The sequence below is a fragment of the Hungatella sp. SB206 genome (assembly GCF_051132295.1).
GTDB classification, from domain to species: domain Bacteria; phylum Bacillota; class Clostridia; order Lachnospirales; family Lachnospiraceae; genus Hungatella; species Hungatella effluvii.
The window spans coordinates 1,318,492-1,343,212 of the sequence record NZ_CP096603.1; the positions used below are offsets into that span (position 1 = coordinate 1,318,492).

The window sequence follows — 24,721 nt, forward strand, 5'->3', positions numbered from 1 at the left end:
TGCCAAAATGTACTGCAATCATTATAATACATAACCGGAGAAAAGGCAATTTGCTTTTTTATATAATGTATACATATATGATGCTAGAATTCAATACATATGACCGACATAATAACAATACAAATAAAATTAAATGTATTGACATTTGGGCCATAAGGTTGTATATTTTACCTATGAGTGTTGGAAAATATGTAAAAATAGACAATAGGGAGGAGGCGCAGTCTTTGAATATCTTGTATATACATACTCATGACTCGGGCAGAGTGCTGGGCCCGTACGGTTATGCGGTCCCCACACCGAATCTGGAGGCATTTGCGAAACAGGCGGCGGTATTTCGAAACTGCTACTGTGCGGGGCCGACCTGTTCTCCCAGCCGGGCGGCGATGCTGAGCGGGACGTATCCCCATCAGAACGGGATGCTGGGACTTGCACAGAGAGGATTTTCCATGGATTATGAGAAACATCTGGTCCGTTTTTTAAATAGAAACGGCTACCGGACTGTTTTAGACGGAATCCAGCATGAAGCGGGCTGGTACTTAGATACAAAGCAGGGGGCTGAAACCATTGGATACCAGGAGGAGATCAGCTGTCTGAGTGATGGATACAGGCAGGAAGATTTGACGGAATGGGATAAGAAGAACGCGGACCGTGCGGCGGAATGGATCGGGAACTACGACGGGAAAAAGCCGTTCTTCCTGTCCTATGGAATGTACGCCACACACAGAAGATTTCCGGATGTCATTGATCGCGATATTAACGAGGACCTTGTCCTGCCGCCTGGCCCTATACCGGACAGCAGGGAGACGAGAAAGGATTTTGCCAGATACATGACGAGTGCGAAATCAGCAGATCTCTGCGTGGGCAGGGTGCTTGACGCCCTGAAGGAAAAGGGTCTTATGGAGGAGACTGTTATACTGATTACGACGGACCATGGCCTTGCGGAGCCGTTCTGTAAATGCACACTATTTGACAGCGGCATCGGGGTAGCGCTTCTTATAAGGGCTCCGGGAAAGCGGGCTAACGGACATGTGATCGATGGGCTGGTATCCCATCTGGATGTATTTCCGACGCTCTGCGATCTGCTGGGAATTGAAAAACCCGGTTACCTGGAGGGCGTGTCGGCGGTTCCCATGCTGGACGACCCGGAAGCAAAGATCCGGGATGAGATATTTGCAGAGGTGAATTTCCACACCTCCTATGAGCCCATCCGCTGTATCCGTACAGAACGGTACAAGTATATCCGGTATTATGACGCATCGTATCTGCGAATCAATCAGTCCAATATAGACGAGTCGCTTACGAAAGATTACTTTAACGAAAGGGGGCTAAAGGAGCAGCATAAATACGAGGAAGCGCTCTACGATCTTGTATTCGATGTGGGGGAGCGCAGAAACTTAGCGGGGCTTCCGGAGTTCGCAGCAGTGGAGCAAGTACTTGCAGCCCGGCTGGACCGCCATTTGCGGGAAACGGACGATCCCATAAGGATCGGGGGGATTTCTGTTTCGCCGGAGTGGAAGGTCAACCGGAAGGAATGCCTTACGGCAAGCTCGAAGAATCCGGAGGACTATGTGTCTGCAGTAAACAGCAACAGAAAAAAGTCATAAGCATACCGGAGAATGCAGAGTTTCCGGAAGTGCTTGCAGAAAGGGGAATGGTATGATAGGAATCATTGTCACGGGTCATGGTTCTTTTGCCACCGGAATTACCAGCGGGTTAAAGCTGCTGGCAGGAGAGACGGCGTATTATGAAGCGGTGGATTTCCTGCCGGAGGATTCGGTGGAAGCCCTGACAGAGAAGCTGCTGAGGGCGGTGGAGGCCTTAAGCGGGCTGGAAGGAATTTTAATCCTCACGGACATCGCGGGAGGATCTCCGTTTAACGTATCGCTGAAGCTGAAGCTTACGAGGACGGAAGCAATCGAGGTAATCGGCGGAACGAATCTGCCGGTGCTTTTAGAAGCGTATCTGTCGCGCGCCATGTATGAGGGGGCTGGGACGCCCTCCGGACAGCACGCCGCAGAGAAGGACGAATTTCCGGAGGGATTGCGGAAGGGAAATGTGGCGGGACTGGCCGATGCGGCCTGCGAAGCAGGAAAAGGCCAGCTGGTTGTCTATGTGCCTTCCGTGGATGATGGGGAAGACGAATTTGAAGAGTAAAAGACAGGAGGAAAAGGTATGAGTTTATTTCAGGCAATACTAATCGGTATTTTTGCTTATCTCGGCTCTAAGCGAACCCCGTGGTTCTTTGGCGTGACAGGCGGATGGAACATGATAGGAAGGCCTCTCGTGGCAGGTCTGATCATCGGCCTGATTCTGGGGGATGTGAGAAGCGGCGTAATTGCAGGCGCCATGGTTCAGGCGCTGTTTATCGGTCAGATTACTCCGGGCGGCGCGATGCCGGCCGATGTGAATTGGGCGGCCTATATCGGCATTCCGCTGGCACTGGCGGCTGGCGGTACCGGAGAACAGGCGGTGGCACTGGCAGTTCCGCTCAGCATGCTGGGACTGGGACTCTTTAACTTTATCATGACCATAAATGCATACTTCCCTCATATGGGAGACAAGGCCGCGGAAAGAGGAGACGGCGCCGGTATTCACCGTGCCACCTATCTGGCGGCAGTGCCGAGCTTCATTCTGCGAGCCGGTTCGGCTATGCTGATCTGTTATCTCGGAACTCCGCTCACCGAGGTATTGCTCAACAACATGCCTGACCTGATGCTTCATTTCTTCGAAGTGGCCGGCAAACTGCTTCCGGCAATCGGATTTGCCATGCTGTTAAAGCAGTCGCTGTCCAGGTCGTGGATGATCGTATTGTTCCTTATGGGATGGGTGCTGATCGGATCTACCAGCATGTCTGTTACGGCTCTTGCGATATTCGCAACCGCCCTGGCATTTATTTTTGTCATGGCACAGGGACAGCCTGCAGTACAGGCAGCGGCTCAGCCGGCTAAAGGAATAGAGGAGGATGACTGCTATGAAGAATAAGAATACATCAGACGGACTGTTAACCAAAAAAGATATTGACCGTGCGGCGTGGAGTTATATTTTCTTTTCGCAGGCGACACAGAACTTTGAACGTATGATGGGGCTGGCATTCTGCCACGTGGTGGAGCCAATTCTGCGCAAGCTCTATAAGAATAACGATGAGGAATACAAAAATGCATTAAAACGCCATATGCAGTTCTATAACACGGAACCGCAGTTAGGCTCCCTGATTCCTGGCATCACCATTGCCATGGAGGAGGCCAGAGCCAAGGGAGACGACGTCAGCGAGGAGCTGATCGTAAATACCAAAAACGCCCTGATGGGCCCATTTGCCGGAATCGGCGACTCTCTTCTGATTGGTACATACAGCCCGATCTTACTCAGTATTGCCATGAGCATGTGTATTGACGATGGAAATCCTGTCGGCCCGCTCTTTTTTTGCGCGGTATGGCTGGTAACGATCGTTGGCCTGCAGTGGTTCCTGTTCCACAAGGGATATTCCATGGGACTGGATGCGGCTAATACATTTTTCAAAAATAAGGATATTACAAATAAAATTACAACTGGCCTTACGATGATGGGTCTGATCGTAATCGGCGGTGTGGCTTCCACAACCGTTAAGGCGAACTTTATCTATAAGTTTGTCAGCGGGGATATGGCAATCTCCATCCAGGAGCAGGTATTTGACAAGATTATGCCGGCTATCGTGCCGCTCTGCCTGACGCTTGCAGTCTGGTATCTGATGGATAAGAAAAAATGGTCGGCAAATAAAATTATTCTCGGCATCGTTATCTTTTCCGCAGTCATGGTGGTTCTTGGGATCATGTGATTCGTGAAAGTAAATTCGTGAAAGGTAAATCCATGAAAGATATCATGCTCATCATGTCGGATCAGCATGGCGGGGCGTATACCGGCATGGAAGACGACAGAGTGAGGACGCCTGCGCTTATGCGGATTGCAGGGGAGGGACTGTATTTTGAACGCTGCTACTGCAGCGCCCCTCTCTGCGTGCCCTCACGCATGTCCTTTTTAAGCGGAAAGCGTCCGTCTGACTTAAACATTTTCAATAACGATACGGTGCTGCCGGCGGATGTGCCGACGATCGCCCATGCTCTGGGAGCCGCCGGTTATCACACCGTGCTGATCGGACGGATGCATTTTAAGGGGGACGAACAGAAACATGGCTTTGACGAAAGACTGGTGGGGGATATCACCTCCCAGTACTGGGGAACAGGCGGAAAAGAGCGGGTGGATTTCGGCGCCTATACCGGGACGACGAACCGGAAACACTGTCTGGAGGCTGTTGGAGGTGGAATCTCGCCGGTTATGGCCTATGACAGAGAAGTATATGAGTGCGCGCTCCGGTACCTGGAGCAGGAGCATGAAGAACCTCTGTTTTTGGTGGTGGGATTTTATTCCCCGCATTTTCCCTTTGTTGCGGAACCGGATACGTATCAGTTGTATAAAAAACAGTTCGCAGGGGAGAGGCGCCCTGCGGCAGCGCCTCTCCGGTTCTATGAGGATTACGTCATGGAGTGCAGCGAGGAGAAGGCCGTGTGCTGTAAGGCTGCCTACTGCGGAGCCGTGGAAGAGACAGACCGGTATATTGGGCGCCTGTATGACGCCTTTCAAGGCAGAAAAGGCCGGAAACTCTTCCTTTACGTGTCAGATCATGGAGAACAGTTGGGAAAGAGAGGTATTTTCGGAAAGCAGACCCTGTATGAGGACGCCGTCCGCGTCCCCTTCGTGGCGGCCGGAACAGGTGTGCCTGTGGGAAGAAGGCGTGAATGCGTCAGCCTTCTGGACATTTCAAAAACAATTCTGGCTCAGGCCGGAACTTCGGCAGACTGGCACGACGGCCGGGAGATTGATTTATCAGGGCTGCCCGATGTGGGTGAGTTGGTAAAGCATTCCGCAGGGTCCGGCGAATTCGACAGGCCTGCGGTGATTCAGCAGATTCTGGATTACCGGTCAGAACCCATGATGGCTGAAGCCGTGGTGTGGAGACGGTATAAGGCCGTGAAATACGGTGGTACGGCCTACTTCCTGTATGATCTGGAGGACGACCCACTGGAGGAACGAAACATCGCAGGAGAATACCCGGAATGGATGGAAGCGGCAGAAACGTATTTCCTGACATTACCGGAGATTTCCGCCTGTATTGAAACGGAAATAACGCAGAGAGAACGGGTAAAACAGCTGAAGGAATGGGGAAAGAGAAAGAAGCCTCATGAATGGGCGGTTATGCCGGTTCCAGAATGGGCGCGTCACAAACCTGTGGAATAAGGTGGTAGAAAGAATGGAATATAAAAAACTTTGGACAGATATGCACAGTAATATCCATCATGAACAGATGGAGCTGCTGCCTGAATGGTTTGGGCAGGTAAAGAAAATCATGGATTTCTGGCCGGTCGCCTATTATCCCTTTTATATGAGACCGACAGAGTCAGGACTTAAGGTGGAAGACCGGTACGAGGATGGACTGATCAAAATGGACTGGGAGCAGATTCGTGAATTTGCGAATCAGGCAAACAAAGAGGGCTATCCCGTGTTCATGGGCTATGAGTGGCAGGGAACGGGAAAAGACGGAGATCACAACGTGTTCTTTTTAAATAATGACGGAGAGCAGAAGCATCCGGATACCTACCGGGAACTGGCGGCCGCCTATAAGGGTGAGCCGGTAATTGGAATCCCGCATCACGTGGCGTATCAGCCCGGATCGAGAGGAAAAAACTGGGATACTCACGATGAAGTATTTTCTCCGTTTGCGGAAATTTATTCCTGCCACGGATGCAGCGAGACGGATGACGGTCCGCTTCTTATGAAGCGCCATGTCCACATGGGGCCGAGGACGGGAGAGACGGTATTCGAGCGGGCGATCGAGAAGGGATACCGGATCGGAATGATCGCGGCAGGCGACAATCACAGCGTGCCTGCGGTCTTTGAGCATGGCAGCATGTGCGCTCTGGCCGCAGACTGTACGAAGGAAGCGATCTGGGAGGCTTTTGTGAACCGCAGGGTATACGGGGTATCTCAGAGCCGGATCGAGGTGGATTTCTTCGTCGATGGAGCCGAAATGGGAAGCGAGATCACGACCGGTGGGGAGGCGGAGCTTTCGTTCCGGATCAAGGGAACGGCTGCGGTCGACCGTGTGGAAATACTGAGAGATAACATTCTGGAAAAAATGGTAGTGCATTCAGGAACATGGGAAAGAAAAGAACAGTCTGGCGTGATCCGGTTTAAATTCCGCCTGGAATTTGGCTGGGGACCGGATATCCGTGTCTATCCGGATGCAATCTGCCGGGTATGGAACGGGCTGCTGAAAGTGGAAGGAAAGCTGCTGGGCGTGGAAAAATGCTGGAATAATTTCGGACAGGAGCTGACCTCACAAACGGAGGATTCCTGTGAATTCGCGCTTACCACCTATCAGTCCACGGCTACCGGTAAATGGATGGGGCCCAGCAATGTGACAACAGAAGGCTTTATCTTCGAGGTGGAAGCGGATGCAGACAGCTTCATTCATCTGACTGTAGAAGGAAAAGAGTACGCATTTCTGGTAAGGGATATGCTGAAAAGCTCCAGCGTAACGGCGCTGTGGGACGAAGTGGAAAAACTGACGGAGGATACCTGGGGAAAAATCACCCATTACAGAGATGACCCGTGGTGGCACAATGCATACAAGTTTAAAGTAGGCCGTGCATATCCGGAGGACAGCTACTTACTGGAGCACCATGAGACGATAAACGTGGAAGAGGACTGCTGCTACCGCCTGCGCGTATGGCAGAAAAATAATGACGCCGCGTGGACTTCCCCTGTATTTTTAAGAACCGGCCATGGGCTGGCAGAGAAGAAGGAGGATTAACCGGATGCAGGAAATTGTGAATGTAAGAATCGATGACCGCCTGATTCACGGTCAGGTGGCCGCTGTATGGAGCCAGTATACGAAGGCAACCAGAATTATGGTGGTGGACGACCAGGTCGTGCATGACGTGGTCAATAAAGAGGCGCTGAAGATGGCCTGCCCGCAGCAGTGCAAGCTGTCTATTCTGACAGCGGAAAAAGCAGCGGCTAATTTATGCGCGGGTAAATACGATGGAGAAAAGGTATTTATTGTGGCGAAGAATCCGAAGACGATCCGTTCCATTCTGGATCATGGGTTTGTGATGGATTCCGTCAATGTGGGCAATATGGGCGGTAAGCAGAATACCAGAATGCTGAAAAAGGCCGTCAGTGTGTCGGAGGAGGATATCGAAAACTTCCTGTATCTGGCCGGGCACGGTGTGAAGGTTACGGCCCGCATGGTGCCGACGGAGGAAGCGGCAGACTTTATAAAGCTGATTGAGGAAGCGAAATAGAGAGAAAAAGAGGATTCCGGGAAAGAACCTGCCGGAATCCTCTTTTTCTCTCTACTCTTCGCGATTATAACAGAAGCAGGAGGTCATATGATCGTTGACCAGTCCGACCGACTGCATGTAGGCATAAATAATGGTAGGGCCTACAAATTTAAATCCCAGGTTCTTTAAATCCTTACTGATTTTTTCTGCTAACGGAGTGCTGGCAGGAACGTCAGCCATAGTTTCCCAGGCATTTTTGATGGGTTTGTTATCCACATAGGACCATAAGAACTGGTCCAGGGAACCGTATTTTTCACATAACACGAAGTAAGCCCTGGCGTTTAAGATGGCCGCGTTGATCTTTAAACGGTTTCGGATAATTCCGGCGTTCTGCATCAGCTCTTCGATCTTCTCGTCACCGTATGTACTGATGATGGCCGGATCGAAATCATCGAAGGCCTTTATAAAGGCATCCCGCTTCTTCAGGATGGTAATCCAGCTTAAACCTGCCTGCATACCCTCCAGAATCAGCATTTTAAACAGTGTTCTGTCATCGTGAACGGGTTTCCCCCATTCGTTATCGTGATACTCCTGGTTCAGTATATCGTGGGCGGCCCAGTCACACCGTGTGAGTTTGTCTGACATTGGTTCTCCTCTTTCTGTGTTGGTGTTGAAATCTGCCTTTTTGTGTGCTCTTGCCAGTGGTTCCATATTCTTCAGCCTATTATAATAGAAATTTCTGCTCGCATCAATACTTGAGAGTAAAAAGTTTATACCTGGCTGTGATGGCGAACCGAAGGCTATTGAAATAGCCATTCCCAAGCATACGCCGCATAGAGGCGGCAGCCATTTAGTAAAGCCGATTCGTCCAGATCAAAACACTCGTGGTGGAGCGGCCAGGAGGTTTTCTGGGTTCCGTCACTCGTTCCTAAGAATACCATGACGCCGGGGACAGCCTCTAAATATCGGGAGAAATCTTCAGAGGTCATGCTGGCTGGACGTTTTATTAAGTTGTCTTCCCCCCACACGGTCATGGCCGCGTTTTTTGCCGTGCAGCAGCAGGCGGCATCATTGACAGTCGGGAGCAGGGACGGCGTGTAGGTGACTTCAGAGGAGCAGCGGTACATCGCGGCTGTGTGTTCGCTGTAACGGGTAAGGGCTTCCTTAAAATAACCGCTGAGCTCCTTGTCGAAGAAACGGATATTTCCGGATAATACAGCTTCCTGAGCCAGCAGATTGACCTTTGTGCCGGCCTGGAAGATTCCGATGGTAAGGACAGCCGGTTTCTGCGGATCAATTTCTCTGCTGATGATTTGCTGAAGATTGACAGCCAGATGGGCGCCGGCAAGGAGCGTATCCGATCCGAGATGGGGTGTCGCGCCGTGGCCTCCGGGGCTGGTAAGGCGGATGGAAAAGTCATCTACACCTGCCATGCAGGGGCCGGGCAGAATACAGATTTTTCCCGTTGGAAGATCGGGCGCCACATGGATCGCAAATACGGTATCCACTCCGTCAAGCATCCCGTGATCGATCAGCATTCTGGTTTCTCTGCCGGTTTCCTCCGCCGGCTGAAACATGAGCCGCACGGTGCCGGAAAAATGGTAACGGCTGTCCCAAAGAAGCTTTGCCGCCCCCAGCAGCATGGCCGTATGGGAGTCGTGTCCGCAGGCGTGCATGACACCGGGAGACTGTGAGACATAGGGCGCGTCTGAATTTTCCGTAATAGGCAGGGCATCCAGATCTGCGCGCAGCAAAACTGTTTTACTGTACTTTTCAGGTGGTAAGGCAGCGGTTTCCTCCGGGCGCGTCTGCAAACCGGCGATCTCAGCCAGAATATCTGTTTTATGCAGTGTACGGTGTGGAATCCCCAGTTTGTCCAGTTCATTTCTGATTAACTGCTGGGTCTGAAATTCCTGGCCGCTCAGCTCCGGATGCTTGTGAAGCGTTCTCCGTATGCCAATGATATAGTCGGACAACATTGAAAAATCGGTCATATTAATAATCCTCCTGTCGGTGTGTCTCTTCTTTGTACTGTGCCGGTGTCATATTTGTATATTTTTTAAACAGCTTCGAAAAATAGTTGGGGTCGCTGATGCCGACCGATTCTGCAATTTCGTAAATCCGGAGATTACCGGTCTGAAGCAGTCTCTTTGCTTTCTCAATCCGCAGGCTCGCTAAGTAGTCTACAAAATTCATTTGAGTGACTTCCTTGAAAATCCGGCTTAGATAGGACGGATTGACGTAATTGATCTCCGCGATTTTTTTCAGCGTCAGAGTCGACGTGGACAGATTCTCGTTGAGATACTGCAAAATCGTGTGGATGAGCTTGTTTCCCTTGGCATCAGTATATAGATTTACCTGGTAAAGCGTGAAGCGCACCATCTGAAGGACGTATTGCCGGATGTCTTTTTCGTCGGTCAGCTTCAGGATATGCGTGTAGGGCAGGTGATCCGTATTGTAAATTTCATTGTAGGAGATTCCCTTGTCTCTCAGTGTTGCGAGCACGATATTTACGATGGAGAGCGACAGCACCATGACATCGGAGAGAACATGGCTGGGGATTCGTTCCAGCGAATCATAGGCCGCATCAACGCGCCGCAGAGCGGTATCCTCCTGGGGAAGCTGCATATACAAGGGAAGCTCTTCCGTCACCGTATTGATTAAATTCTGTAATTCCTGCTGATTCTGTTCCTGGGGCGGATTGGCCAGAAATGACTTGTTATGGCTGTATTTGGCGACCTGGGAGTTCTGGTAGGCCTGACGGTAGGAGCTGCGGATATCCTCGAGGCGCTCCACCGGCGTGCCGACGCCCACATACGATTTGATCCCCAGTTTGTCCTTCAGCAGGGTAGAAAAATGGAAGCCGTAATTGTATAAGTTGATTTTTCTGTTTTCAGTCAGCAGGACCAGGTTCATATGAATATCCTGAAAGACCAGGAGGCCGCTTAGCCGCTCTGCCGCCGTTTGGATGATTTCCCGGCACTGGAACTGCTGCATGATGCTGGCTTCGATGTCCTGGCTGACATTTAGTGTCAGGAGAAGGATATTGAAGAAACCGGAATCACGATGCAGCGGTATCTGGTAATAGCTCAAATTCTCCCAAAGGTAATCGGAGGGGAGGCTGCTGACCATCATGTTGCTGAAAAAATTCTGGATTATGTAGTCCCGGTTTTCGTTCAGCTTCTTTTGAAGGAGTTCGTGCTGGTAAAGTTTTTTCTGCTCTTCCCGGATGGAATTGCGGATATCGGTCACAGTCCTGATCAGTTCCTCACGTTTAATGGGTTTTAAAAGAAAACTCGATATTCCGATTTCCAGCCCCTGCTTGGCGTAGTCGAATTCATCGTGGGCGGTAAGAATGATGATTTTAATGTGCGGATATTCTTCCAGAACCATTTCTGCAAAGTCCAGGCCGTTTATAAACGGCATTTCAATATCGGTGATGATGACATCCGGTTTTCGTTCGGCAATCAGCTCCAACGCCTGGTTTGCGCTGGATACATCATCCGTAATGACATAGTCCAGTTCCTCCCATGGGATGCAGATCCGCAGCAGTCCCCTCATTTTATCTTCATCGTCTACGAGCATCACTTTTATGGGCTGTGGCTGATACATATCGGCAGACCTCCTAAAACGGTATTTTAATGATGACAGAAGTTCCCTTCCCTTTTTGGCTGAGCAGCTCTACGGCGCCCTTTTCCGGGTAAGAAATATGGACCCGCTCAATTGTGCCTGCCAGACCGAAGCTGTCTCTGGGTGAGGGGCTTAAGGAGCGCAGGCTTTGCAGCAATTGATCGTCCATTCCTACCCCGTTGTCGGTAACCGTGAGACAGATCAGGGTCTCCTGGCGTTTGACGGATATCAGGATGGTACCGGGTTCCCCAAGCGGTTTGATACCGTGGTAGACCGAGTTTTCGACCAGGGGCTGAAGCAGGAGTTTTATGATCTCGTGCTGGTACAGCGTTTCATCTACATCATAGTTTACGGTAAATAATTCCTCATAGCGCAGGGAGAGAAGGGAGGTGTAATCCTTTATGATCTGCAGTTCCTGCTCCAGGGTGATGAACTGTTTGCCCTTACTCAGACTCTGACGGTAAAAACTGCCCAGCGCGGTGATGGCGTCATAGGCCTGATTGGTGTCTCCGGTGAGCACAATGTATCCGATGGTATCCAGCGTGTTATACAGAAAATGCGGTTTCATTTGTTCCTGAAGCGCGCGGAGCTCCGTCTTTCTTTTCAGCTTCTGTTCCTGCACCAGCCGTTCCATAAGAAACTGAAGCCTTTCTATTAAATGGTTGTAATGTATCTCCAGAAGACCCAGTTCGCTGTTCGGGTGGCGGACGGCCACCGGTTCGAAATTTCCGTTTTCCGCGCGGCCCATGGCCTGAATCATCTGGGAGACAGGCGTCTGAATCGATTTTGCAATAACGATGACACAGATCAGCATGAGCACCATATTGATGAAGAAAATCCAGAAGGAGATCTGGAGCAGGGAGGTGCTCAGCGTGGACTCGTATTTTAGAGGGAAGGTGGCGGTTAATCTCCACTGGTATTCTGGAATATAGATTCCGGCTGACAGCGAATTTTTGCCGCTGGCACTGTAGTAAGCAGACGTAGGACCGATGAAGGGGCTGATATTGTGGTGATTTTCCCCTTCCTTTGTATCGCCGTAGGTGCTGATGATCTCCCCGGAAGCGTCATACAGGGTAATCTCGATATCGGATGGCTGAAAGACGTGCTCAAATATCTGGTTGATGGAGCGCGTCGGTATGTTCATAATAGAGAAGCCGATCGGTTTCTGGGTTTCTAAGTCATTGATGACCCGGACTGCCGACAGAAAATCTTCGGAGTAGTCGGGAAGAAAAATATTGCCGGCATGAAGAGAAAGAATACAGCTCCCCTTGGCGTCCATGACGCTTTGATACCAGGGGGCCTCTGTGACAGAGTGAATCACCGGCGTCTTGATTCCGAACTTATCGACTCCATAGAGCTGCCCCTTTAGATTCATAATATAGATAGAATCGAGATGATTATAGCTGTCGATAATGGTAAAAAGATAATTGTCATAAAATTTCCGGTCAGTTGGTTTCAGTGGAAGCTTTGTGAGATCAGAGATACCGCTTTTCAGCAGAAGGCTGTAGCTGTTATTGGTATTTTCCACCATTTCCACGATGTTGGAGCGGATCGAAGTGAGCGTCTGTCTGGAATGCTGTTCCATGTTGGACAGGACGTATTCTTTCGATACATAGCGGTATGAAAAGTAAGTCAGAATAACACTGAGCAGCAGAAAACCAAAAAAGACCGTGCTGATTTTTCTCGATATTTTACTGTGAAACGCCCAGTTCCACAGATTTAAAGCGCTCGCTTTCCGTTTCCCCATAAATGCATCCCCCCTGCTATTATGTCATCATATCACGGTGAATTTTAAAAGTAAACAAAGCGGAAAATGAAGTAAAAAATCTACTAGAGAAAGTAAGCGATTTACTATACGGCTAATGGCAAAGCCGGAAAATGAGACGTGAACCTCCGGTAAAATAGTAAGTTAATCACCAGAAACAGTAAAATCTCTCTCTTCCGTGAAAACGCTGAACTGTGTAAAATAGAGTTACATTCACAAGCGCTTTTGAATCAGACAACTTAATAATATTGGAGGAGCGGAATCATGAAAAAGAAAACATGGAGAACCGTCATGGCACTTGCACTTGCGGGTACTATGGCGATGGGACTGACTGCCTGCGGCTCAGGTGCAGTAAACAGTACAGCCGGAGGAGATACCAGTGCTGCACAAACGGCTAAGGAAACCACACAGGAGGCCAGTGGTGACACGGGGGAAGTGCCTGTGATCAAGCTGTGGCATATATTCGGAGGGGATACCGATCCCAATAAGGCAATTATCGATCAGGTCGTAAAAGATGCGGAAGAAAAGTTCCATGTAAAGATAGAATCCGACACGGCTGAAAATGAGGCATATAAGATGAAATTAAAGGCGGCCATTGCGGCCAATGAAACGCCGGACATCTTCTATACCTGGGGCCATGGCTTCATCAAGCCGTTTGTCGAAGCGGGAAAGGTAGAGGCGCTGGACGATTATCTGACCGATGATTTCAAGTCACATCTGGGGCCGTCAACCTTGACCGGCTTCCAGTTCGATGAAAAAACGTATGCGCTTACGACAGACCAGTCGGTAGCCTGCATGTTTTATAATAAAGAGATGTTCGAAAAACTGAATCTGGAAGTTCCGGAGACCTTTGATGACTTCCTGACAGTATGCCAGACCTTCCTAGACAACGGAATCACACCGCTCACCGTAGGCGGAAAGGAACCGTGGACGATTGCCATGTATCACGATCTTCTGGCCTTAAGGGCGGTTGGAAGCGAGGGCGTAAAGGCTGCCACCGGAAAAGAGACGGGATATGACGATCCTGGATTCTTAGAGGCGGCCCAGTGCCTGAAGAAGCTGGTGGATATGGGCGCATTTCCGGATGGCTCCGCCGGTATCTCGAGAGAAGAATCGGAGGTTCCGTTCCTTCAGGGACAGATTCCGATGTACTTAAACGGAAGCTGGACGGCGACGAGAGTGTATAAGGACTCTTCCCTGGTACAGGGAAAAATCGGAGTATTCCCATTCCCGGTATTAAAGGATGGAAAATCAGGAGTGACAGACTTTACCGGCGGGCCGGATACGGCCTTTGCGGTCAGCGCAGCCACCAGGGATCCGAAGCTTACAACCGAAGTTGCTCAGTATATTGCCTATGAACTGGCGATCGGAAAGTACAAGATCGGTTCCAGCATCCTTCCGTATGTAAACGTGGACGTAGATAAGTCTGAAATCAATCCGCTCTTAATGGAGATCTATGATTTCACAAAAGACGCCACAAGCTATACAATCTGGTGGGATAATCTGATGGAAGGAAAAGATGCAACCGTATATTTAAACAAGCTTCAGGAGCTGTTTGTCGGCAGTATTACACCGGAACAGTATGTGGCTGAACTGCAGAAATTAAATCAGTAAACGAGGAGCGCTCCCGGAAACGTTTTTTTGAGAGCGACTCCAAACCGAAAGGGGACTGGAGACAGTCCCCTTCATAAAAAGATAGGAGGTTTTTTGTGAACCGGGTACTGTCAAATAAAAAAGCCGTGTTTATTTTCCTGCTTCCGGCGCTGGTCCTGTTTTTGACCATTATTATCGTGCCGATCTTTATGTCCGTGACTTACAGCCTCACAGAGTGGGATGGGATCGGGAAAAAGGTATTTACGGGGTTTGATAACTATAAGGAGCTGTTCCTCACCAACAGTGATGGATTCTGGAGGGCAGTTAAGAATTCTTTGATTTTTGCAGCGGGTTCTGTCTTTGTGCAGCTGCCGATTTCTCTCATCCTGGCGCTGATTCTGGCAAGAGGAGTAAAGGGGGAACGTTTTTACGTCAGCGTCTATTTCATCCCGGTTCTGATTTCTACCGTGGTGATCGGACAGCTCTGGATGAAGATTTACAATCCGCAGTACGGGCTTCTGAATACGGTCTTAAGATCCATGGGCTTAGAACAGCTTACGGGGAACTGGCTCGGAGACACAAAAAAGGTGATCTTTGCCGTGATCGTGCCGGTGCTGTGGCAATACATCGGTTACCACATGCTGCTGATGTACGCCTCGGTGCGCTCCATCTCAGAGGAGATTTTCGAAGCGGCCCGTATCGACGGCGCCAATGGGATTCAGACTGCATTACATATTACCATTCCGCTTATGAAGCCGATTCTGAAGGTCTGCGTGACCTTTGCGGTGGTTGGGTCTTTAAAGAACTTCGATCTTGTGTACGTTATGACGGGCGGCGGACCGGCGGGAGCGAGCCAGCTTCCGAGTACGCTGATGGTTGAGACCATTTTCTCCAGAAATATGTATGGTTATGGAAGCTCGATGGCAATTTTCATTATTCTGGAATGCTTCCTTTTTGCATGGCTGATTCGTGGGGCATTTCGTGACAATGAGTAAGGGAGGACATATGAAAAAAATAAATTTATCCCGGGCAGTCATTCAGGCGTGTCTGATCTTTTGGGCCGCGCTTCAGATATTCCCCTTATACTGGCTTTTGACGTTTTCACTGAAGGACAACACAGAGATATTTCAGGGAAATATGGTTGGCCTCCCCTCTGTCTGGCGCTTTGAGAATTACACCCATGCCTTTATGGGCGGAAATGTGGGGCGCTATCTGGCCAACAGTATTATTGTTACGGCGGCCACCATTCTGATTGTCTGTATTGCATCTCTGATGGCTTCCTACGCTCTGATCCGGATGAAATGGAAGCTTCAGAGGACCTTTCAGCTGATTTTTATCATGGGAATCACCATACCGATCCACGCAGCGCTGCTGCCCGTATTTATCATGATGCGGCAGGTGCATTTAATCAATACTTACTGGTGCTTGATTATTCCGTACTCGGCCTTCGCAGTGCCGATGGCGATTATGATCAGCTCCGGTTTTATCTCTTCCATTCCGGTGGAACTGGAAGAAGCCGCGTGTATCGATGGATGCAATATATATAAAATCTTTATTCAGATTATACTCCCGCTGATGAAGCCGTCGCTGGCCACGATTGCCATTTTTACGTTTTTGCAGTCCTGGAATGAGCTGATGTTTGCGGTCGTGTTTATCAGCAAGCCGGCATACCGGACGCTGACGGTTGGAATACAGTCCCTGGTAGGGCAGTATACGACAGACTGGGGCCCCATCGGGGCCGGGCTGGTGGTCGCCACGTTCCCCATTATCATTATCTATGTGATATTGAGCAGGCAGGTGCAGCAGAGCCTGATTGCCGGTTCCGTAAAAGGGTAGGTGAGCGGAGATGAATACAGGCTGTTTTGATGAGGTGATCAGCAGAAGAGGGACCAACTGCGCGAAATACGATGAAATGGATGAAAAGTACGGGAAAGACATCCTGCACTGCGGTGTGGCCGATATGGATTTTCGCGCGCCGGAACCCATACGGGAGGCGTGCCGGAAGGTGACAGATCACGGAATATATGGCTATACCAATCTTCCGTCCTGTTATCCCGCTGTTGTGGGGGAGTGGATCCGCAGAGAATACGGATGCAGGGTCGAAGATGAGTGGATCCTGTTTTCCCCGCGAATCAATATTGGGCTAAACATGGCCGTGGAGACGTTTACAAAGCCGGGAGACAGGATCATTGTTCATACGCCGGCTTACCCGGCCCTTACGGATGCGGTGAATAAGCATGGCAGAATCATGATCGGGAGTCCGCTGGAATGGGACGGAACACGCTGGAGTATGAATTTTGACGCATTGGAATCGAAGATGGATGCTTCTGTGAAAATGATGATTCTCTGCAATCCCCACAATCCGACGGGCAGGGTCTGGGAAGCGGAGGAATTAAAGGCGGTGGAGTCCTTCTGCCTGCGCCATGAACTGTTTCTTTTATCCGATGAGATTCACGCCGATATAATAAGGAAAGGCAGACGGTTTTGCAGCATACTGTCGCTCTCCGAACCAATGAGGAAGAGGATGATCGTATACCAGTCCGTGACGAAGACGTTCAACATTCCGGGAATTATGTTTTCCAATATGATCATACCCGATGATTCCATGCGTCAGGCGATGAAGGCGACGGTAGACCGGGAGGGATTCCATAATCCAAACATATTTGCGGCGGCAGTGATAAAACCCGCGTATCGTGAGTGTGGAACGTGGAAAGAGGAATTAAATCGCTGTCTGGATGAAAATATGAGCTTTCTGGCCGGATATTTAAAGGAACACATGCCGCTGCTTGAACTGAGGGAACCGGAAGGAACCTTCCTGGCATGGATTGATTACAGAAAGACAGGGATGACGGAAGCGCAGATTGTTAAGTTTTTTCTGGAGGAGGCGAAGGTATCCGTCTATGAAGGCAGCCATTTTGGGGAAGCCGGGCTGGGATTTATCCGGCTGAATGCGGCGGTTCCGAAACGTGTGCTGGAGGAGATTCTGGACTGGACGAGAAACGCGTATTCTTTGAGATTCAGCGGTAAAGAATAGAAGATTCATACCTGCTCAAAAGCGAATGAGGTCTTCCACGAGTATCGTGTTTGTGGTACAATGAGACACAGCCGACAGTGTCCGGTGAGAGATTAAATTTGATTTTGGAGACAGAGATATGATAAACCGGATTATTATGATCATTATGGCGCTGGGCGCCGTGGCTGGGGGAATTGACCGTATCCTGGGGAACCGTTTTGGGTATGGGAAGAAATTTGAGGAAGGCTTTCAGTATCTGGGGCCGACCGCGCTGTCCATGGTGGGGATCATCTGCCTGGCCCCGCTGGTATCGGGGACGCTGGGAAGGCTTATCATTCCGGTTTACCGGTTCCTTGGGGTGGACCCCGCCATGTTTGGAAGCCTTCTGGCCATCGATATGGGCGGATATCAGCTTTCCATGGAGCTGGCGGAGAATCCGCTGATCGGAAGGTACGCGGGAATCGTGGCGGCCTCCGTGTTTGGCTGTACGATTGTCTTTACCATTCCGGTAGGGATGGGGCTGATCGAAGAGGGCGACCGCCCTGTATTTGCAAAGGGGATTATGCTGGGACTGGCTGCCATGCCGGCGGCGCTGATCACCGGAGGGGCTGTGTGCGGCCTGGGGATCGGGGAGATTCTGCATCAGAATCTTCTTGTTCTGGTTCTGGCCCTTCTGCTGGGAATCGGTCTGTTCCGCATTCCTGATGGCATGGTGAAAGGCTTTGAGGTGTTTGCTGTTCTTATCCGTACCGTGATAACCGCCGGGCTTGTGCTGGCGGCGGTTACATATATGACAGGATTTGTGGTGATTCCCGGAATGGCTCCCATCGAGGAGGCCATGGCGGTGGTTTCCTCCATTGGTGTGGTGCTTCTGGGCAGCCTTCCCGTGACGGAATTTTTACAGCGCCGGCTGAAACGGCCCTGTACCGCGCTGGGCGCCAGAATGGGGCTGGACAGCATCAGTGTCCTGGGGCTGCTGGTCAGTATCGTGAGTCCCATACCGGCGCTCGTCATGATGAAGGACATGAACACGTTTGGCAAGCTTGTCAATGTGGCGTATATGGTGAGCTCCGCCTCCATGCTGGCCGCCCATCTGGGATTTACCGTGAGCACCGAGCCGGACATGCTGCCTGCGCTGCTGGTGTCCAAACTGGCCGGGTGCGCGGCTGCGATTGCGCTGGGATTCATAACGTCAAAAACAAAGAAGTGATTATAGGTTACTGTTTATAGCCAGGAATTTTAAATTCAAATTTTAAGTTCCTGGCTATTGAACTGTTCAAATAATGAAATATATGGTATGATATGTACTATATAAGCATTTGGCGGGGAATGCCGGACTGAAACACCGCAGATATTTGCTGCAACGTTCGATAAAACGTTCTGAACGAATCCTTTTTCATTAAGAAACGTTCGTGAAATGCGATGCATCTGAATGAAACGATCAGGAAAATGTATTTTAAGTGAAAATGTCTTCTGCGGAAGGCAGGAAACGAAACTATAACAGGATATAAGAGGTTGTCGAAGTGAAAAACAAAAAGGGTGTCATTGTAAAAAGGCAGCAGACGATTTTACAGAGACTGCAGAAAGAGAAAGAAGTATCGGTCGATCAATTAGCCAATGAACTGGGAGTCTCACCGCTTACCATAAGACGGGATTTGATTGAATTTGAAAATCAGGGATTTGTGAAACGCCATTACGGCGGTGCAAAATTGATAGAAGGCACCCTTTTTGAAGATCCGACGCTGGATGTCCCGCCTGCCACCGGTCAGGACGGAACGACGGATTACAGAAGAGTCGTTGCAAAGAAGGCTGCAGAACTGATTGAGGAGGGCGATATAATATTCGTCAACAGCAGTAAGACGGCTCTTTTAATGCTGGACTATATATCCGGCAAGCGGGTCAGCGTGATAACGAATAATGGAAATGCCATTACCAGCAGTCACGATCCGCTGGTCAGCATTATTCTGACCGGCGGAGAGCTGCACGGAACGAAATGTTCCCTGGTAGGGGATTTTGCACTCGCCACCATACGGAAGATCCGGGCGAACAAGTGCTTCATCGGAGTCAGCGGGATCACGGCAGAAGGCGAGATCAGCACGGCGGTGCTTCAGGAAACCATGGTAAACAGCCTGATGATCGAGCGGGCAAAGGATATGGTTGTCATACTGGCGGATCATAAGCGGATCGGCAAGCTGCATAATTTTATCATCGCGGATACCCATCAGATTACCCATATCGTTACGGACGAGCTGGCCGACGAGGCGGTTACGTCAAGGCTGGAAAAAGATAACGTGACCATATTGAAGGGCCACGTTACCGATTGATATGTAAGGACAGATAACAGAATATTTAAGTGTAAGGATACAGTCTGGAATAAGATTCCTGATACAGACTGTATCCTTTTTTGTAGTTGTCCCTGTTCTCCGGGAGTGTCTGAGTAACGGCATCGGCTGCCCGGGCTGCCCGAAAGGCTTCTTCCCAGCCGGAATACAGCCCGGTGGCTACGGCGGCGGACATCCATGCGCCTAAGGCAGTGGACTCCGGATTGCTGTACTGGGTGACCGGCGTACCCAGGATTCCGGCCAGGGACGGCGCCAGGGACGGGCATTTCGTAAGGCCGCCGCTTAAGACAATGGACGAGGGGGCGGGAAGATACCGTGCCATGCACTCCATATTGACCTTTATTTCATAGCAGATCCCTTCTAAGATGGCTCTTGCCATATCCCCTCTTGAAGAGGACAGCGTGAGACCCAGGAGGGAGGCCGTGGCCATGCTGTTCCAGTCAGGCGTCCCCTGCCCCTGAAAATAAGGCAGAGCAATGATGCCGCCTGCCGCAGGAGGCGAATCCACAATTTCCCGGTTGATCGAATCGAAGCCGCGGTCGCTGTCAGGATAAAAGGTGTTATGAAACCAGTTAAAGGCGGAACAGCAGGCCAGAATACTGCTCTCTAAAACGTATTTTCCTGGTATTGCACTGGCGCCCGCGATGACTTCGCTGCCTTTAATCACAGGCAGTTCATCGCAGCCGCTGATGATGTAAGCGCCGGTACCTGTCGTGATCTGGGCGTCTCCGTGGTGGATCACCCCCTGGCCCAGCGCGGAGCACTGCTGATCGCCTCCGGCCGATATGAGCGGCGTCCCTTCCAAAAGTCCGGTGAGCCGCGAAAATGGGCTGGATATGTGTCCCGCCACAGTGCCGGGAGATATGAGATCACAGAGCTTGGAGCGGGGGAGTTCAAAGAGCCGCAGAAGCTCCTCATCCCACTCCCGGGTTCCCAGATTCATGAGAAGAGAGCGGCTCCCGTAGGTATGGTCGGTGACCAGAGTACCCGTCATAAACCATACCAGATAATCGGGAATGACCGCCAGTTTTGCCGCATGTTCAAACAGCTCCGGCTGATTTCTGCGGATCCAGGCCATTTTACTGCCGGAGTAAACCGGATTAATCCGGCTTCCTGCCTTTTGGATTATGACAGGATCAGACTTCTTTAAATCATGGCAGAGAGACATTGTGCGTTTGTCCTGCCACATGATTGCCGGAGACAGCGGTTCCATATCCTTCGACAGAGGAAGCACGGAGGATCGCTGTGAGGTGAGAGACATCACATCAATCTTCCTGTTTTCTTCTTTGGCGGCCTGCGCCAATCCGGAACAGATCCGGATCAGTGCCGAGGTCCAGTCAGAAGCATTCTGCTCTACACAAATCTGATCAATATAGAACGGGGAATAGGGAATTTGAATCTTTTTCAGTTCAGCTGCGTGCGCATCGTATAAAATCCCCCTCATGCTGGAAGTACCAACATCAATCACTAAAACGTTCATATAATCCTCCTGAATGAACGAAAAAATAGAAAAAACTTGAGAATACAGGGACAGCATACCAAAAAATGTACAATAAATCAATAGAAAATCGCACGCATTGCAATAAAAGATAAAAATAGAATTCATAAAAGTACTTAAATGAACAGCTTGAGACGAAAAAACGCATAAAAACAACAAGAAACGAAAAATATTTCTTGACACTATTGACATAACGTACATAAAAGAATATAATGAACGTACAAAACAATCGTAAAACCAATAAATGATCGTAAAAGTGATTGGCGGTTTTTATTGGCATTCAAAATGGAGGGATTATTCACATGAAGAAAAGAAACGTAAGTGTAATGCTGGCAGCCGCAGCCGCAGTGACAGTTCTAGCAGGATGCAGCGGTACCGGAACAAAGACAGAGACCACAACAGCAGCTCCGGCGACTGAGTCTGCGACAACAATGGCGGGAGAAAGCAAAGATGCGTCAGGAGAAAAGACGAAATTAAAACTGGCTCTTTGGGACTATGACGTGGAGGGCTCTGTATACCCGGCCATGATGGAGGCGTTTAACCAGAAATATCCTGATATTGAAGTGGAAGTCATCAACGCGCCAGCCAACGATTACGAGACAAAGCTTACCACGATGCTGGCTTCCGGCGACGACATTGACGTATATTTTGCAAAATCCAATACTTCTTATCCGACGCTGGTACAGAAGAATTTTGCCCTCGACTTAAATGCCATAGCGAAAGAAAAAGGATTTGACCTCACCCCTTACGGAACTGTTCTGGAACAGCATTATGTGATTGACGGCGGCCTCTATGCCCTTCCGTTCCGGACCAATGACTGGGTGATCTATTATAATAAGAAGATTTTTGATGATGCAGGAGTTGCATATCCCACCAATGATATGACATGGGAGCAGTTCTTTGAACTCGGAAAGCAGTTAAGCCATGACGATGTCTACGGATGCGCGTTCTATCCAAAACCAGGATTTATCGCACCGTGTCTCGTAGGAGCCGTAAACGGGTTTGATATTACCTCCAGCGATTTTAATGAGCTGGTGCCGGCAGCTGCAAAGGTTATGGCAGCGATGAAAGACGGAGTCTGGGAAGACTATGCGGAGTCTGTCTCCATGTCGAAGGATCAGACATACTTCTACCAGGGAAAATGGGGCATGCTGTATAACGGTTCCTGGATGACGCAGCTTCTGGAAGCACAGGATCTTGGATTTGATTACGGCATTGTGAAATCTCCTTATTGGGAAGGAACCGAGAAGAAGGGCTTCGCAACCTCTACGCCGGTACTGATCAATCCTAAGACGGAAAAATTAGATGCGGCATGGGATTTGATGACATTTCTCTGCGGAGAAGAGGGCGCAAAGATCGTTGCAGAATCCATGCTGGTTCCGGGATACATGACAGATGAGATTATGACCACATTTAAAGAGAGCACAGGGCTTGACGAATCATCCATGGAAGCGCTGACGGATAATGTCAGCTACGGCCTTGGAGAGGCAAGCGTGAATTTAGGCCAGATGTCAAGTGCGGTAAACGAAGAACTTGAGCTTGTTCTTACAGACAACCAGTCTCCGGAAGAGATGGCTGATAACTTAAATACCCGCCGTGAAGAGATTCTGTCTCAGAACTAAGGGGTGGTTCCTGAGCCGGTACGATATTTTGAGCACTGCACTGCGCCGTTTATTACGCAGTGCAGCATTCAAGTCTGCCGGCTCAGACTTTAAAAAGCGTCACGCGCTGAGCGGAGATGACATGTATTGCACGTGAGCGGCCAGGGAACGCCGCGAAGTGCTCATAACAAGGAGGGACGATATGGCAAAAACGACAGCAGTATACAAGTCGAACCAGGTAGTGGTCAACCGGAACAGGAAGATGGCGTTCTGTTTTTTGCTGCCAAATATCATCGGATTTGCAGTTTTTACCTTAATACCGGCTGTTTGGGCAATCGGTTTAAGCTTTACGAATTGGGACGGGTCCGGTGCTGCTAAGTTTGTGGGAATTAAAAACTATATCAATCTGTTTCGCGATTCAAACTTTACGATATCCCTTTGGAATACCATTATTTATACGGTGGGGACTGTGCCGTTTATCATCATGCTGTCGCTGGTTATGGCATTTATTCTGGATTCCGGCATTAAGTTTTCTTCTGCAATCCGTGCGGCGCATTTCTTTCCGCATATTTCCTCTATTGTTGCGATTTCGGTTGTATGGCAGTTTCTTTATTCCAAGAACGGCCCCTTAAATCAGATCCTGCACAGCATTGGCCTTCAAAATGTTCCCGCGTGGCTGTCGGATAAGGACTGGGCGCTGCTGGCTGTGATGATCATGATTATCTGGAAAGGAATCGGATACTATATGATCATTTATCTGGCGGGCTTAAAGGGGATTGATAACTCGCTGTATGAGGCGGCTACCGTAGACGGGGCCAATTCGTTCCAGCGCTTCCGGTTTATTACGATTCCACAGCTTAAACCGGTTACCTTTTACATAACCATCATGTGCATCATCAACTCGTTCCAGGTATTTACGCCGATTTTCATCATGACAAAGGGCGGTCCGGGACGCGCTACATCCGTGCTGGTGCTCCAGATTTACAAAGAGGCATTCCAGAATTACAAGTTTGGCTACGCATCGGCAGAGGCTATGGTACTGTTTGCCTGTATCTTAGTGGTGACGTTGATTCAGTTCAAACGTCAAAAACAGGATTAGGAGGGAGAGAGCATGGCAGAAAAAAAGAAAAAAACCGGACTTGCGCTGTTCTTATCGATTGTCAAGTATACGGTCGTCATCGCATCGTCTTTAACTATGATTCTTCCGTTCCTCTGGATGCTGTCTTCTTCCTTTAAAGACAGTCTGGAAGTCTTCAATTTCCCCATCCAGTGGATCCCTCAGAATCTGAAACTGGAAAATTACTCCTATATCTGGAATAAGGCCAATTATCCGCAGCTGTTTTTTAACACACTGAAGCTGACGGTGGTGATTACCATTCTGCAGATCGTGACGTGCAGCCTGGCGGCTTACGCATTCAGCAAGCTGGTATTTCCGGAGAGAGATAAGATCTTCATCCTGTACCTGGCAACCCTGATGCTTCCCTACCAGGTGGTTATGATTCCTCAGTTTTCCGTTATCAAGATATTCGGACTCACCAATACCCATATGGCGCTGATCCTGATTCAGGCGTTTAACCCCATGGGTGTATTCCTGATGAAGCAGTTCTTCGATGGAATTCCCAATGAATTGAGCGAGGCGGCGCGGATTGATGGCCTGAATGAGTTCGGCATCTATTCCAAAATCATCATGCCTCTTTCCAAATCGGTAATCGGAACGCTGGTGATCCTGACCTCTGTGTCCGTATGGAACGATTTTCTGGCTCCGCTTATCTACATTAACTCCAGGGAACTGTATACGATTCAGCTGGGACTGCGCAACATGATCAGCGAGTTTACGGCAGAGTACGGGCCGATCATGGCGGCATCGGTCATCTCGATTATACCGATCCTGATCGTATTCCTGTGTTTCCAGAGTTTCTTCGAGCAGAGTCTGGCATCCTCCGGTGTCAAGGGATAAGAAAGG

Annotated in this window: 21 protein-coding genes; 16 read left to right on the plus strand and 5 right to left on the minus strand. The window is 49.7% G+C overall.

The window, feature by feature from the left end; all coding sequences use genetic code 11:
• The first annotated feature begins 224 nt into the window (after positions 1-224).
• From M1L66_RS05870 to M1L66_RS05900, 7 genes are read left to right on the plus strand one after another with little or no spacing between them, the layout of a single operon-like run.
• Positions 225-1,604 carry a sulfatase family protein gene (locus tag M1L66_RS05870; RefSeq protein WP_434691498.1) on the plus strand — a complete coding sequence of 460 codons (1,380 nt, stop codon included), beginning with the start codon at positions 225-227 and terminating at the stop codon, positions 1,602-1,604.
• A 52-nt stretch (positions 1,605-1,656) separates the two neighbouring features.
• Entirely contained in the window at positions 1,657-2,154 is a 498-nt protein-coding gene (locus tag M1L66_RS05875; protein ID WP_434691501.1) for a PTS fructose transporter subunit IIA, read from the plus strand.
• A gap of 18 nt (positions 2,155-2,172) precedes the next feature.
• A complete protein-coding gene (locus M1L66_RS05880) occupies positions 2,173-2,982 on the plus strand; it encodes a PTS mannose/fructose/sorbose/N-acetylgalactosamine transporter subunit IIC (protein WP_055658897.1) in 810 nt (269 codons plus the stop codon).
• Positions 2,972-3,811 carry a PTS system mannose/fructose/sorbose family transporter subunit IID gene (locus M1L66_RS05885; protein ID WP_029467392.1) on the plus strand — a complete coding sequence of 280 codons (840 nt, stop codon included), beginning with the start codon at positions 2,972-2,974 and terminating at the stop codon, positions 3,809-3,811. The genes M1L66_RS05880 and M1L66_RS05885 overlap by 11 nt, the downstream gene beginning before the upstream one ends.
• Before the next feature lie 32 nt (positions 3,812-3,843).
• A complete protein-coding gene (locus M1L66_RS05890; RefSeq protein ID WP_434691504.1) occupies positions 3,844-5,268 on the plus strand; it encodes a sulfatase-like hydrolase/transferase in 1,425 nt (474 codons plus the stop codon).
• A 13-nt stretch (positions 5,269-5,281) separates the two neighbouring features.
• Complete coding sequence (locus tag M1L66_RS05895) at positions 5,282-6,844, plus strand: hypothetical protein (RefSeq protein ID WP_434691507.1); 1,563 nt, start codon at positions 5,282-5,284, stop codon at positions 6,842-6,844.
• Positions 6,845-6,848: 4 nt separating this feature from the next.
• A complete protein-coding gene (locus M1L66_RS05900; protein ID WP_034533246.1) occupies positions 6,849-7,337 on the plus strand; it encodes a PTS system mannose/fructose/N-acetylgalactosamine-transporter subunit IIB in 489 nt (162 codons plus the stop codon).
• 51 nt (positions 7,338-7,388) lie between these two features.
• Here M1L66_RS05900 and M1L66_RS05905 read toward each other — a convergent pair whose 3' ends face one another.
• The 4 genes from M1L66_RS05905 to M1L66_RS05920 all read right to left on the minus strand — a co-directional run bounded on the left by M1L66_RS05905 (position 7,389) and on the right by M1L66_RS05920 (position 12,693).
• Entirely contained in the window at positions 7,389-7,961 is a 573-nt protein-coding gene (locus M1L66_RS05905) for a DNA-3-methyladenine glycosylase I (RefSeq protein ID WP_434691510.1), read from the minus strand.
• Between the two features lie 155 nt (positions 7,962-8,116).
• Positions 8,117-9,310 carry a M20 metallopeptidase family protein gene (locus M1L66_RS05910; RefSeq protein ID WP_434691513.1) on the minus strand — a complete coding sequence of 398 codons (1,194 nt, stop codon included), beginning with the start codon at positions 9,308-9,310 and terminating at the stop codon, positions 8,117-8,119.
• 1 nt (position 9,311) lies between these two features.
• On the minus strand, positions 9,312-10,928 hold the full coding sequence (locus M1L66_RS05915) for a response regulator (RefSeq protein ID WP_434691515.1): 1,617 nt from the start codon (positions 10,926-10,928) through the stop codon (positions 9,312-9,314).
• 13 nt (positions 10,929-10,941) lie between these two features.
• Positions 10,942-12,693 carry a cache domain-containing sensor histidine kinase gene (locus M1L66_RS05920; protein WP_434691518.1) on the minus strand — a complete coding sequence of 584 codons (1,752 nt, stop codon included), beginning with the start codon at positions 12,691-12,693 and terminating at the stop codon, positions 10,942-10,944.
• A 282-nt stretch (positions 12,694-12,975) separates the two neighbouring features.
• Between M1L66_RS05920 and M1L66_RS05925 the strand changes: the two genes are divergently transcribed.
• The 6 genes from M1L66_RS05925 (at position 12,976) to M1L66_RS05950 (ending at position 19,641) form a co-directional block, all read left to right on the plus strand.
• Positions 12,976-14,325 carry an extracellular solute-binding protein gene (locus tag M1L66_RS05925; protein ID WP_117622126.1) on the plus strand — a complete coding sequence of 450 codons (1,350 nt, stop codon included), beginning with the start codon at positions 12,976-12,978 and terminating at the stop codon, positions 14,323-14,325.
• 95 nt (positions 14,326-14,420) lie between these two features.
• Positions 14,421-15,299: a carbohydrate ABC transporter permease gene (locus M1L66_RS05930; RefSeq protein WP_002601343.1), complete on the plus strand. Its 879-nt coding sequence runs from the start codon at positions 14,421-14,423 to the stop codon at positions 15,297-15,299.
• A 10-nt stretch (positions 15,300-15,309) separates the two neighbouring features.
• On the plus strand, positions 15,310-16,140 hold the full coding sequence (locus tag M1L66_RS05935; RefSeq protein WP_187023223.1) for a carbohydrate ABC transporter permease: 831 nt from the start codon (positions 15,310-15,312) through the stop codon (positions 16,138-16,140).
• A 10-nt stretch (positions 16,141-16,150) separates the two neighbouring features.
• Positions 16,151-17,338 (plus strand): MalY/PatB family protein, encoded by a 1,188-nt coding sequence (locus M1L66_RS05940; protein WP_434691522.1) that lies wholly within the window; start codon positions 16,151-16,153, stop codon positions 17,336-17,338.
• A 118-nt stretch (positions 17,339-17,456) separates the two neighbouring features.
• The gene (locus M1L66_RS05945; protein WP_434691525.1) at positions 17,457-18,527 is read left to right on the plus strand and encodes an ethanolamine utilization protein EutH; all 1,071 of its coding nucleotides are present in this window, start codon (positions 17,457-17,459) and stop codon (positions 18,525-18,527) included.
• 313 nt (positions 18,528-18,840) lie between these two features.
• Complete coding sequence (locus M1L66_RS05950; protein ID WP_002601339.1) at positions 18,841-19,641, plus strand: DeoR/GlpR family DNA-binding transcription regulator; 801 nt, start codon at positions 18,841-18,843, stop codon at positions 19,639-19,641.
• Positions 19,642-19,666: 25 nt separating this feature from the next.
• Here the strand turns inward: M1L66_RS05950 and M1L66_RS05955 are convergent, their stop codons facing one another.
• Positions 19,667-21,139 (minus strand): FGGY-family carbohydrate kinase, encoded by a 1,473-nt coding sequence (locus M1L66_RS05955; RefSeq protein ID WP_434691527.1) that lies wholly within the window; start codon positions 21,137-21,139, stop codon positions 19,667-19,669.
• Positions 21,140-21,459: 320 nt separating this feature from the next.
• Here M1L66_RS05955 and M1L66_RS05960 point away from each other — a divergent pair, with 320 nt between their 5' ends.
• From M1L66_RS05960 to M1L66_RS05970, 3 genes are all read left to right on the plus strand, one after another.
• Complete coding sequence (locus tag M1L66_RS05960; RefSeq protein ID WP_187023220.1) at positions 21,460-22,779, plus strand: extracellular solute-binding protein; 1,320 nt, start codon at positions 21,460-21,462, stop codon at positions 22,777-22,779.
• A gap of 181 nt (positions 22,780-22,960) precedes the next feature.
• On the plus strand, positions 22,961-23,857 hold the full coding sequence (locus tag M1L66_RS05965) for a carbohydrate ABC transporter permease (RefSeq protein ID WP_002601336.1): 897 nt from the start codon (positions 22,961-22,963) through the stop codon (positions 23,855-23,857).
• A 12-nt stretch (positions 23,858-23,869) separates the two neighbouring features.
• Positions 23,870-24,715, plus strand: a complete 846-nt coding sequence (locus M1L66_RS05970; protein ID WP_002601335.1) for a carbohydrate ABC transporter permease — start codon at positions 23,870-23,872, stop codon at positions 24,713-24,715.
• The last annotated feature ends 6 nt before the right edge of the window (positions 24,716-24,721 follow it).

Excerpts from the sequence above, each read along its gene's own strand:
- M1L66_RS05875 (WP_434691501.1), top strand. The coding sequence starts at position 1,657 with ATGATAGGAATCATTGTCACGGGTCATGGTTCTTTTGCCACCGGAATT.
- M1L66_RS05880 (WP_055658897.1), top strand. The coding sequence starts at position 2,173 with ATGAGTTTATTTCAGGCAATACTAATCGGTATTTTTGCTTATCTCGGC.
- M1L66_RS05885 (WP_029467392.1), top strand. The coding sequence starts at position 2,972 with ATGAAGAATAAGAATACATCAGACGGACTGTTAACCAAAAAAGATATT.
- M1L66_RS05890 (WP_434691504.1), top strand. The coding sequence starts at position 3,844 with ATGAAAGATATCATGCTCATCATGTCGGATCAGCATGGCGGGGCGTAT.
- M1L66_RS05895 (WP_434691507.1), top strand. The coding sequence starts at position 5,282 with ATGGAATATAAAAAACTTTGGACAGATATGCACAGTAATATCCATCAT.
- M1L66_RS05900 (WP_034533246.1), top strand. The coding sequence starts at position 6,849 with ATGCAGGAAATTGTGAATGTAAGAATCGATGACCGCCTGATTCACGGT.
- M1L66_RS05905 (WP_434691510.1), bottom strand. The coding sequence starts at position 7,961 with ATGTCAGACAAACTCACACGGTGTGACTGGGCCGCCCACGATATACTG.
- M1L66_RS05910 (WP_434691513.1), bottom strand. The coding sequence starts at position 9,310 with ATGACCGATTTTTCAATGTTGTCCGACTATATCATTGGCATACGGAGA.
- M1L66_RS05915 (WP_434691515.1), bottom strand. The coding sequence starts at position 10,928 with ATGTATCAGCCACAGCCCATAAAAGTGATGCTCGTAGACGATGAAGAT.
- M1L66_RS05920 (WP_434691518.1), bottom strand. The coding sequence starts at position 12,693 with ATGGGGAAACGGAAAGCGAGCGCTTTAAATCTGTGGAACTGGGCGTTT.
- M1L66_RS05925 (WP_117622126.1), top strand. The coding sequence starts at position 12,976 with ATGAAAAAGAAAACATGGAGAACCGTCATGGCACTTGCACTTGCGGGT.
- M1L66_RS05935 (WP_187023223.1), top strand. The coding sequence starts at position 15,310 with ATGAAAAAAATAAATTTATCCCGGGCAGTCATTCAGGCGTGTCTGATC.
- M1L66_RS05940 (WP_434691522.1), top strand. The coding sequence starts at position 16,151 with ATGAATACAGGCTGTTTTGATGAGGTGATCAGCAGAAGAGGGACCAAC.
- M1L66_RS05945 (WP_434691525.1), top strand. The coding sequence starts at position 17,457 with ATGATAAACCGGATTATTATGATCATTATGGCGCTGGGCGCCGTGGCT.
- M1L66_RS05955 (WP_434691527.1), bottom strand. The coding sequence starts at position 21,139 with ATGAACGTTTTAGTGATTGATGTTGGTACTTCCAGCATGAGGGGGATT.
- M1L66_RS05960 (WP_187023220.1), top strand. The coding sequence starts at position 21,460 with ATGAAGAAAAGAAACGTAAGTGTAATGCTGGCAGCCGCAGCCGCAGTG.
- M1L66_RS05965 (WP_002601336.1), top strand. The coding sequence starts at position 22,961 with ATGGCAAAAACGACAGCAGTATACAAGTCGAACCAGGTAGTGGTCAAC.
- M1L66_RS05970 (WP_002601335.1), top strand. The coding sequence starts at position 23,870 with ATGGCAGAAAAAAAGAAAAAAACCGGACTTGCGCTGTTCTTATCGATT.